Here is a 9,368-nt window from a genome sequence, read left to right as displayed (position 1 = left end):
ACCCCTCTATGTGTCGGTTCATGCAACCCAACCAGACATCCGGATCCGACTATTGAAAAATCCCCGTGCTGGACAAATCCTAGAGCAGTTGCGCTGGTTCCAAACCCACCGGTTACAAGTCCATACTCAGGTTGTTGTCTGCCCGGGCATTAATGATGGCGATCACCTCCAACAAACCCTTCTAGACTTAGCTAGTTTTCACGCACCTGCTCAGAACCATCAAGACCAGAGAATACCTACGGTGCTCTCGATTGCCGTAGTACCGGTAGGTTTGACCCGGTTTCGTCCCGCTGAGGATGAGTTAGTCCCTGTTACTCCTGACCTAGCCCGACGGACGATCGCCCAAGTGCAACCCTTACAAGCAGCTTTTCAACGGCAGTATGGTTCTCCTGTTGCTTGGCTAGCCGACGAGTGGTTCTTGATTGCTGGTCAAGACTTGCCCCCAGCTTCCCACTACCAAGACTATCCTCAAATTGGTAATGGTGTTGGCTCTATTCGCCAATTTCTGCAGCAGTTTCAGATTGCATCTCAACGGCTACCCAATCGCATTACTCCACCGCGCATCCTGACTTGGGTGGTGGGCAATGCCGTAGAGCGAGCATTTCAGCCTGTGGTATCCCGACTGAACCAGGTTCAGGGTTTGACTGTCCAGATGGTAGCTCTGCGTAGCGATTACTGGGGACAGGCGATTACCGTGACCGGATTGCTCACGGGGCAAGATTTGATTCAAGGCCTAACTGGCAAAGCGCTAGGAGATAGGATTCTGTTGCCTGCTGTTATGCTGAAACACGATGAAGCCCGATTTTTAGATGACATGACGGTTGATGAGGTGGCTAGTCAGTTGAATGCAAAAATAGTTACTATTATGGATATTGAGCATCTAGTCGATACGATTTGCCAACTGGCTGAATGATTCCTAGGCCAAGTCGTCAGCAATTAATTTTCTGGAACTTGCATCACAACCAGTTAGATGCGTTACCATGTAATCTGATTTATGGCTGCTATCGTCGAGCCATGGGTCAAGTTTCTGTGAAAGTGGTTTTCATGGAGGTGGGCAACTGCCCACTTTTTTGTTTTTAGGGTGATATGGAGCATGTCTCATCCGATTATTCCTATGGTGATTGACCGTGCACAGCCGATCGCCGCCGCGCTCGGTTTAGAAGTCGTAAACGCTGTGTTTCAGACAAACCAAGTTCCTCCTGTGTTGCGGATTGATATTCGCAATCTAGAGCACGACACTAGCTTAGAAGACTGTGAACGCATGAGCAAAGCCCTGGAAGCAGTTTTAGATGCAGAAAACATCATCCCTGGCAGTTATGTGTTGGAATTGTCCAGCCCAGGAGTCTCTCAAGTCTTGAGTAGCGATCGTGACTTCAACTCCTTTAAGGGATTTCCAGTGGTAGTAACAACCTGTGAACCCTACGGTGGTCAACACGAATGGCATGGCAACTTGGTCAGCCGCGATGAGTTTACGGTGCGTATTAACCTCAAGGGTCGCATGGTGAAAATTCCACGAGCGATCGTGACCAGTGTTCGTCTAACAAGTGCCTAGCTCAACCAACAGTAACTATACCCAGTGCTGATGCTATTGCTTGAATGCTTTAAATCAGTACGTCAATACGTCAATCATTGTCATCGCCACCTGTAAGCGTATTCATCATAACTTTATCTATTCAATCCACCAGTAAAGAGGACAACCTATGTCAATGGTTCCATTACCAGGTCTACGTGATCTCATCGACGGGATTAGTCGAGAACGCAACCTTCCTCGGCAAGCCGTGCAAGAAGCCCTGCGTGAGGCTTTACTCAAGGGCTATGAGCGCTATCGCCGTACTCAACGCTTGGATAGTGGAGGGTTTGAAGACAACTACTTTAATAACTTTGAAGTAGAACTGGACAGCGATCGGGAAGGATTTCGCGTTCTTGCCACCAAACGCATCGTTGAAGCTGTCACCAACCCCGACCACGAGATTGCTCTCCACGAAGTACAAGAAGTTGCTGCCGAAGCACAGCTAGAGGATACCGTCGTGCTTGATGTCACACCAGAGCAGAGTGAATTTGGCCGCATGGCAGCCATGCAAACTAAGCAAGTGCTGGCTCAAAAGCTGCGAGACCAACAGCGCAAGCTCGTACAAGAAGAGTTTCAGGATTTGGAAGGTACTGTTCTCCAAGCACGGGTGCTGCGATTTGAGCGCCAGTCAGTGATTATGGCAGTCAGTAGTGGCTATGGTCAGCCCGAAGTAGAAGCTGAGCTACCCAAGCGAGAGCAACTACCCAATGATAATTATCGGGCCAATGCTACGTTTAAGGTCTATCTGAAACGAGTCGGGGAAGGTTCTAGCCGTGGGCCGCAATTGATGGTGTCTAGGGCAGATGCAGGCTTGGTAGTGTATCTATTCGCTAATGAGGTACCAGAGATTGAAGATGAGGTAGTGCGGATTGTGGCTGTGGCACGAGAGGCAAACCCGCCCTCGCGGCATGTAGGGCCACGCACTAAGATTGCAGTTGATACCTTGGAGCGAGATGTAGACCCGGTAGGGGCTTGTATTGGTGCACGGGGATCACGGATTCAGGTGGTCGTGAATGAACTACGAGGCGAGAAAATTGATGTGATTCGATGGTCGCCTGACCCTGCTACCTACATTGCTAATGCTCTGAGTCCAGCGCGGGTGGAAGAGGTACGCCTAATTGACCCTGACGATCGACAAGCCCATGTGCTAGTAGCTGACGACCAGTTGAGCTTGGCGATCGGCAAGGAGGGACAGAATGTTCGCCTAGCAGCTCGCCTGACGGGTTGGAAAATCGATATTAAGGACATTACCAAGTATGACTACGAGGGAGAAACTCGTCGCATGGAAGAGCTAGCAGAAGCCCGACGAAAAGCGGCTGAGGCGGAGTTGGCGGCTGAGGCAGAGCGAGCAGCAGCACTAGCGGCTGAGGATGAAGAAGCAGAGTTGGATGAGGAAGAATTTGCGGATGAGGAATTAGTATCTCGTCAATCTGCGATCGAAGATCCTGATGCCTTAGAGCCTGACTATGAGCTAGGTGCTGATGAGGATGACCTAGATGCATCCCTTCAAGAGAGGCGTAACGTATTGGACAATGATACTCAAGATGCCGATATCCCCGATGATGAGTTGGATGATGAAACTACTGACTAACTCCCACAGCTAATCCCCAGGGTGAGGTTGTTTGAACCTTTATGGGAGGATACTAGTCTAAGCAGGTGTCCTACTAAATAACCGGGAAATCTCAAAAGGTGTTTGCCTTGTCAGCACTTGTGAATCAAGAACCTGAGGGTGAATCGATAGGTGATGCCGACTATGACTTGGTGCGGCAATGCCTTGAGGGGCAAACCCACTGTTTTCGTCATCTTTATCGACGACACCACCAACGGGTACGCTCAATTCTTTACCAACTTTGTGGCACATCTGTGCTGGACGACTTAGTTCAGGAGGTGTTCTTACGAGCCTGGAAAGGACTGCCCAAGTTTCGCCAAAATGCCAAGTTTTCGACATGGCTTTATCGGATTGCTTGGAACGTTGCCTCTGATCAGCGCCAGGATTTTGCTAAGGCTCGATCGCGCCAACAACGGTTGACCGATAATGCTCCTACAGAGCAGCCAGTAGTTGACCTGATGCATTTGCACTACCAGGATCTAGTACAACGGGGACTAACTACCCTTAGCCTTGAGCATCGTAGTGTACTCATCATGCACGACCTGGAGGAAATCCCCCAGAAGGAAGTTGCAGATATTCTGGGTATTCCTGTGGGGACTGTCAAATCGCGATTATTCCACGCTCGTGCTGCTATGCGCCAATTCCTGAAAACGGAAGGAGTTCAATTATGACCCGTTATCCTATGCAACCGCCCGATGACGATCAAGCATTAACTGCCTTTCTGAAGCAATATCGCCCAGTTGCTCCAGAGCCGACCCCTGGTCTGGAAGCGCGGCTTATGCAGGCCATTACTGCTCAGCATCGGCTAGATCAAATACCACGAGTGCGCTGGTTAACGCGGGTGGTGCCTGCTGCAATCGCTGCCATTACCCTAGCAGGCTGGGCTACCTATCGGCTGCTGACTCCCCCTGCCCTCACCCCTCAAGAAGTCGCTGAGTTAGAATCCTTCATAGAAAAAAGCTGGACAGATTCAGTTCAGCCCACCCATGACTCTGTAGCGATGAATTTTTAATGCTGTGACATCTTCGTTACTTACTGCTGATTACCCGTGAAAGCCATGCGTTCACTGCCTACCCTGACTCTATTACTAACCTTGCTAGGTGCGGCAACTGCTCCATTTACGTGGGCATTTCCCGGTGATGTTCCACCTGTGGTTGCTCAACGGCGCAGGGGTGATCTACTACGAGAATTGAATCTTTCACCCCAACAGACTCGGCAAATTCAGGCTATTCGCAACCGCTATCAGGGACAAATTGAGCAACGTAAGCGAGCTGTCGCAGAGGCCCAGCAGCAATTACGATCGCTCATGTCTGGAGATGCTTCAGCCGACCAACTCCGACAACAGTTCCGACAGGTGCAAGCCGCTCGCCAAGAGCTTGCAGAATTACACTTTAACAGTTTGTTAGAGATGCGAGCCATTCTCACCCCTGAGCAACGCCGCAAATTTGCAGACTTGGTTGATCGTCGTCCTCCCCTAAGAGGTGGCAGGTAGCATTTGGAGAATTTCTTGAGCTGCTCGATCGCAGGCTCCAGGTTCTCCCAGGGCCTGACGCATCTCCGCATAGCCTGTCAGCATTTGCTGCCGACGCTCTTGATTGTGCAATAAGTCAAAACTAGTCTGAAAAATATTATCTGCTGTAGCATCTTCTTGCAGTAGTTCCGGTACGATTGGTTTCATCTGTACCAAGTTGGGTGGCGCAACGAAGGGCACTGAAAAGTTGAACAGGTTACGAGCCAGCCAAGCTGTCAGCGGGTTAAGGCGATACACAACCACCTGAGGCACATTCAATAGTGCAATTTCTAGATTAACTGTGCCAGATTTTGCAATCGCCAAATCCGATGCTGCAATCACCGTACACGATGCATTGCCACCTAGTAACTCTCCGCTAAGTTGGTCAGGCGTTTGACTATCGACGATCGTGGCTTGCAGACTGTAATCATGGACTCTTGCAGCTACTGTATCTCGGAAAATATCCAAAGCCAGCGGAATCAAAAATCTGACATTTGGCAACTTTTCTTGCAGCCGTTGTGCTGCTGAAAACACTACTGGCAACAGGCGCACTAACTCCTGACGACGCGAAACAGGAATTAGGGCAATAACCGGCTGTTCTGGATCCAAACCTAACATAGCACGAGCTTGGGCACGATTAGGTGCAGCTTGCATACGCTCTACTAGGGGATGTCCCACCCACGTCACATGGGCACCAGCCGCTTGAAAATATCGAGCTTCTTCAGGAAAAATGGCCAGAATCCGATCGGACACGGCAACCACGTCGCGGGTAGACTCTAGGTTCATGGCCCACACCCAGTTCTGAGGCGCAATGTAGTAGACGATCGGCAGGTGTGGCATCCGTTTGCGCAGATATTTTCCTAGATTCAAATTAGGCTGGATGTAGTCAATCAACACCACCAAGTCAGGTGGATATTTCTGGAGATGAACTCTCGCCTGCTGCTGAGCACGCAAGGTTGGTAGCACAAAGGGCAGGGATTCTAAGATGCCCACGGAGCCAATCCCCTTAGTATTTGCCAGGATTGTTGCTCCAGCTTGCTCCATGCGATCGCCACCCATGGCCAAGATCTCTAAGGACACACCCAAGAGAGCAGCCTGACGCTGCAATGCCTCAATTAACAGCGATCCTTGCAAATCACCCGACACTTCACCCGTGCTGATAAAAATACGATAGGATTTCACTCCTCCTCCTGGTGACCACGCCGCCCTGGAATCAAGCCTCGCCGTCCTGGCGTTTGAGACAACAGCAAGAACTGATATAGATGTTGCAGATAGTCATCATGGGCCAACTGGCCTACTTGCTCTAGGGCTTCCTGAAACGTTAGCTCAGACCGATACAGCAGCCGAAATGCTTTTTTCAACAATTGAAAGGTTCGGCCATTGTCTAAGTCGGTTACGCCTGCTCGCTTTAGCCCTACTAAGTTCAAGGTGCGAATGCGAGACGGATTGCCTTCTACCAACACATAGGGAGGAACATCACGATCGATACGACTCATTGCCCCCACCATCGCTAGCCGTCCAATGTGAACGAACTGATGAATACCAACCATGCCGCCGATACGAGCACGTGACTCTACGTAAACATGGCCACCGATAGACACAGCATTTGTGATAACTACTTGGTCTTCAATAATGCAGTCATGCCCAACATGCACGTAGGCAAGGAGCAAATTACCATTGCCAATGATTGTTGCTTCATTTTCGTAGTTAGCGCGATTAATCGTTACATATTCACGGATACGATTATCATTGCCAATTCGTACCAAGCTATCGGATCCGTCATATTTCATATCCTGAGAAGCCAACCCAATTGCAGCTCCCGGAAAGATTTCGTTGCGCTCTCCAATTTCTACCCGGCCCTCGATGATGGCATGATGCCCAATAACAGTTCCTGCCCCGATCGTAACTCGACCACCAATCACCGCATAGGCACCAACCTGTACCGTAGGATGTAGTTCGGCACGAGGATCAATAACAGCAGTAGGGTGAATTAACGGTGTCATGGGGGGTGATGAATCCTGAATCAGAGATGAATGCTGATGGGCAATCATAAATCTACTCACCAACCTTCAACGTACTAGTCAACAAGAGAGAATAGCAATTCGCCATCGGCTACCAACTGACCATCAACTTCAGCTTTGCCATACACCTTACCAAAGCGACGTTGCTTCAGACGCAAGAGTTCGATCGTCATCACCAGTTGGTCACCCGGCACCACGGGACGGCGAAATCGAACCTTGTCAATACCAGCAAACAGCAGAATACCTTCAGGCATGTCTGGCATCTTGGCAATTAGCACACCACCAACCTGGGCCATAGCTTCAATAATCAGAACCCCTGGCATAATGGGGCGACCAGGAAAATGACCTTGGAACTGCGGCTCATTAAAAGTGACATTTTTAATCCCTACAATTTTTTCCCCTGGCACTAGTTCAATGATGCGGTCAACCAATGCAAAGGGATAGCGATGGGGTAGCAATCGATAGATTTCTTCAGCCGTGAATAGTGGTGGCGCTAGCGATGCAGCGGTACTGTTGCGATCGCTCACAGAACTAGCTGCGTCAGGTGTATCCACATCAGTCAACATAGTGGCAGGCGATAGTTGTTAATTACTGTTTCACAGTGTACTGCTCAACGGCACACTTTCATCGCTCTTAACGAAAGCAATGCTCTACAATAGATAGGCTGTAAATTATCACTAAGATTTATCCTATGGCGGTTCCTAAGAAGAAAACCTCAAACGCTAAGCGTGACCAGCGGCGGGCAAACTGGCGGCGTAAGGCGGCTGAGCAGGCACAAAAAGCTCTGTCGTTAGGCAAATCTATTCTGACTGGGCGGTCTAACTTCGTCTATCCCTCTGATGAAGACGATAGTGAAGAGTAGAGTGCCAATCGTCCTACTACTACGAACGTTGCTATTATGCCTGGCAAATTTTTTCGTCGGCCTGATCCAGCCCTAGGCGATCGCGTCCCTCCTGGTCAACACCTGACCAACGGTTTCCCAGTGCTGACCTACGGGGCAACGCCAATTATCAAGCCAGATGAGTGGCAGCTCCGAGTGTGGGGGCTAGCAGAGCCAGCGACCTTTACATGGGTAGACTTTCAACAGATGCCCCAAACAGACTTTACTGCTGATTTTCATTGCGTGACCACTTGGTCACGGCTGGATATCCAGTGGACAGGGGTGCGCATTGTTGATTTCATGCAACATGTCAAGCTAGACCCAAGGGCGACCCACGTCATGCAACATTGCTATGGCGGTTACACTACTAATCTCACCCTTGAAGATTTTCTCAGGTCAGAAAACTTCTTTGCTCACACTCTATTCGGCGAACCCCTACCGCCCGATCATGGAGGGCCAATGCGGACTGTCGTGCCCCACCTCTATGCCTGGAAGAGTGCAAAGTGGATTAGTGGTCTAGAGTTTCTTGATCATGAGCAACTGGGATTTTGGGAACGCAACGGCTATCATCGCCGGGGTGAGCCTTGGGCAGAAGAGCGTTACAGTGAGTAATCGCAAATCCTTTAGCTAACCTGCCTCTTTTCGCCATCACTATTGAGCCAAAACTTGAGGTCATTTCCTTCCACGACCAATTCGCCAATTACCGTGGCAATATGAATCCGACCATCTCGAAATTTCAGGACAGTGCCAATATCGGCATGTTTGCCATTGCTGCTTGGCTGGTGTAGCGCTAGGGGTTGAGTCTTTGGTTCTGTAGCAGATGCCGCTTCACGATTAGCTACCTGACGCTTCTGGTTATCTTCAAAGGTTGGTGTTTGTTGTCTAACACGAGGGTCTGACCATGGATCACCTGATTCTGGTGTTAGCGATCGGCTGGATTCTCGCCTGGGTAAAGCTGTTTGTTCAACGACACTAGAGCTTGTCAAACGTTTGGTAATCTGACGCGATGCGATCGCAGGGTGTACCCGCCGCTTTGACGGTTCTGGTGCCATGAACCTAGAAGTCTCTGGCACCTCAACTTGAGTTGCATCGTCACTATTAATCTCTGCCTCGACACCATGAAGCTTCTGTGGCAATGGCATTGTTAAACCACCTACCCGACGGTTCAACCACGCAATTTGACTAGAACCATCGAGAACAATTTCCTTGACCAAGGTTTTGATATACAGCATTCCTTGGCTAGACACCATCTCCCGAATGGGATACCACTGTTCACGTGCTAGAACCAGCAAGTTCATCTGCAACGGTGACTGAGCACGTGGATGGCTCTTGTACATCGTCCACCATTCTCGCCATAGATACCGTGCTTCCGTGCAATTTAAGCGATAGCCTTCGGGAATTTTGTATTTTTGATAGGGAATGAAACCTTGTTGATCCATCGAAGACATCAACACAAACCCGTTGTCTTCTAGCGCTTCGTGCAACAGGGCCTGATATGCTGATTGTCCACGAATGCTTGCAGTTGCAGGCTTATCTAACTTAAGGGTAGCGACGACACCCTCCCGCTTTGAAAGGAGTTGAAACTCATTATTGAAACCTGCCTCTGCCCGCAAATTCTGGTTAGACAGCAACGTTCCCTCACCTGCAAAAAATTTACGCATCAAGCTTAAGTCGTCTAGCTTGCGAAGAGGAACGGCATCATCAACTGATTTCATAGTCATTCAGTATCCAACCTAATTAACAGGAACATAAACTCTGGTTTGATCTCATCAGATCGG

The 9,368-nt window shown here is 49.6% G+C and carries 12 protein-coding genes; 8 read left to right on the top strand and 4 right to left on the bottom strand.

Annotated features, from left to right (window positions below):
* From NZ772_08060 to NZ772_08035, 6 genes are all read left to right on the top strand, one after another.
* Positions 1-913, top strand: a 913-nt coding sequence (locus tag NZ772_08060) for a DUF512 domain-containing protein (protein ID MCS6813509.1), incomplete at its 5' end; no start/stop codon positions are given.
* A gap of 180 nt (positions 914-1,093) precedes the next feature.
* On the top strand, positions 1,094-1,552 hold the full coding sequence (gene rimP, locus NZ772_08055; GenBank protein ID MCS6813508.1) for a ribosome maturation factor RimP: 459 nt from the start codon (positions 1,094-1,096) through the stop codon (positions 1,550-1,552).
* Positions 1,553-1,700: 148 nt separating this feature from the next.
* On the top strand, positions 1,701-3,161 hold the full coding sequence (nusA, locus tag NZ772_08050; GenBank protein MCS6813507.1) for a transcription termination factor NusA: 1,461 nt from the start codon (positions 1,701-1,703) through the stop codon (positions 3,159-3,161).
* 119 nt (positions 3,162-3,280) lie between these two features.
* Positions 3,281-3,850: a sigma-70 family RNA polymerase sigma factor gene (locus NZ772_08045; protein MCS6813506.1), complete on the top strand. Its 570-nt coding sequence runs from the start codon at positions 3,281-3,283 to the stop codon at positions 3,848-3,850.
* Positions 3,847-4,191, top strand: coding sequence for a hypothetical protein (locus NZ772_08040; GenBank protein MCS6813505.1), 345 nt, complete (start codon positions 3,847-3,849; stop codon positions 4,189-4,191). Before NZ772_08045 ends, NZ772_08040 begins: the two co-directional genes overlap by 4 nt.
* A gap of 45 nt (positions 4,192-4,236) precedes the next feature.
* The gene (locus NZ772_08035; GenBank protein MCS6813504.1) at positions 4,237-4,671 is read left to right on the top strand and encodes a Spy/CpxP family protein refolding chaperone; all 435 of its coding nucleotides are present in this window, start codon (positions 4,237-4,239) and stop codon (positions 4,669-4,671) included.
* Here the strand turns inward: NZ772_08035 and lpxB are convergent.
* The 3 genes from lpxB to fabZ form a co-directional block, all read right to left on the bottom strand.
* Entirely contained in the window at positions 4,654-5,871 is a 1,218-nt protein-coding gene (gene lpxB, locus NZ772_08030) for a lipid-A-disaccharide synthase (protein ID MCS6813503.1), read from the bottom strand. The two genes, NZ772_08035 and lpxB, sit on opposite strands and share 18 nt — an antisense overlap.
* A complete protein-coding gene (lpxA, locus tag NZ772_08025; GenBank protein ID MCS6813502.1) occupies positions 5,868-6,692 on the bottom strand; it encodes an acyl-ACP--UDP-N-acetylglucosamine O-acyltransferase in 825 nt (274 codons plus the stop codon). Before lpxA ends, lpxB begins: the two co-directional genes overlap by 4 nt.
* A gap of 74 nt (positions 6,693-6,766) precedes the next feature.
* Positions 6,767-7,276, bottom strand: a complete 510-nt coding sequence (gene fabZ / locus NZ772_08020; protein ID MCS6813501.1) for a 3-hydroxyacyl-ACP dehydratase FabZ — start codon at positions 7,274-7,276, stop codon at positions 6,767-6,769.
* 125 nt (positions 7,277-7,401) lie between these two features.
* Between fabZ and rpmF the strand changes: the two genes are divergently transcribed.
* A complete protein-coding gene (rpmF, locus tag NZ772_08015; protein MCS6813500.1) occupies positions 7,402-7,572 on the top strand; it encodes a 50S ribosomal protein L32 in 171 nt (56 codons plus the stop codon).
* A 36-nt stretch (positions 7,573-7,608) separates the two neighbouring features.
* A complete protein-coding gene (locus tag NZ772_08010; GenBank protein ID MCS6813499.1) occupies positions 7,609-8,202 on the top strand; it encodes a sulfite oxidase-like oxidoreductase in 594 nt (197 codons plus the stop codon).
* A gap of 11 nt (positions 8,203-8,213) precedes the next feature.
* Here NZ772_08010 and NZ772_08005 read toward each other — a convergent pair whose 3' ends face one another.
* Positions 8,214-9,305: a hypothetical protein gene (locus NZ772_08005; GenBank protein MCS6813498.1), complete on the bottom strand. Its 1,092-nt coding sequence runs from the start codon at positions 9,303-9,305 to the stop codon at positions 8,214-8,216.
* Positions 9,306-9,368: the final 63 nt, after the last annotated feature.

The sequence above is a fragment of the Cyanobacteriota bacterium genome (assembly GCA_025054735.1).
In the GTDB taxonomy this organism is placed as follows: Bacteria; Cyanobacteriota; Cyanobacteriia; order SKYG9; family SKYG9; genus SKYG9.
The sequence above is the reverse complement of the archived record's forward strand: the minus strand, read 5'-3'. Positions and strand labels throughout refer to the sequence as shown.

Coding starts and splice junctions, on each gene's coding strand:
- NZ772_08010 (MCS6813499.1), top strand. CDS start 7,609: ATGCCTGGCAAATTTTTTCGTCGGCCTGATCCAGCCCTAGGCGATCGC.
- nusA (MCS6813507.1), top strand. CDS start 1,701: ATGTCAATGGTTCCATTACCAGGTCTACGTGATCTCATCGACGGGATT.
- NZ772_08035 (MCS6813504.1), top strand. CDS start 4,237: ATGCGTTCACTGCCTACCCTGACTCTATTACTAACCTTGCTAGGTGCG.
- rpmF (MCS6813500.1), top strand. CDS start 7,402: ATGGCGGTTCCTAAGAAGAAAACCTCAAACGCTAAGCGTGACCAGCGG.
- NZ772_08040 (MCS6813505.1), top strand. CDS start 3,847: ATGACCCGTTATCCTATGCAACCGCCCGATGACGATCAAGCATTAACT.
- NZ772_08005 (MCS6813498.1), bottom strand. CDS start 9,305: ATGAAATCAGTTGATGATGCCGTTCCTCTTCGCAAGCTAGACGACTTA.
- fabZ (MCS6813501.1), bottom strand. CDS start 7,276: ATGTTGACTGATGTGGATACACCTGACGCAGCTAGTTCTGTGAGCGAT.
- lpxA (MCS6813502.1), bottom strand. CDS start 6,692: ATGACACCGTTAATTCACCCTACTGCTGTTATTGATCCTCGTGCCGAA.
- rimP (MCS6813508.1), top strand. CDS start 1,094: ATGTCTCATCCGATTATTCCTATGGTGATTGACCGTGCACAGCCGATC.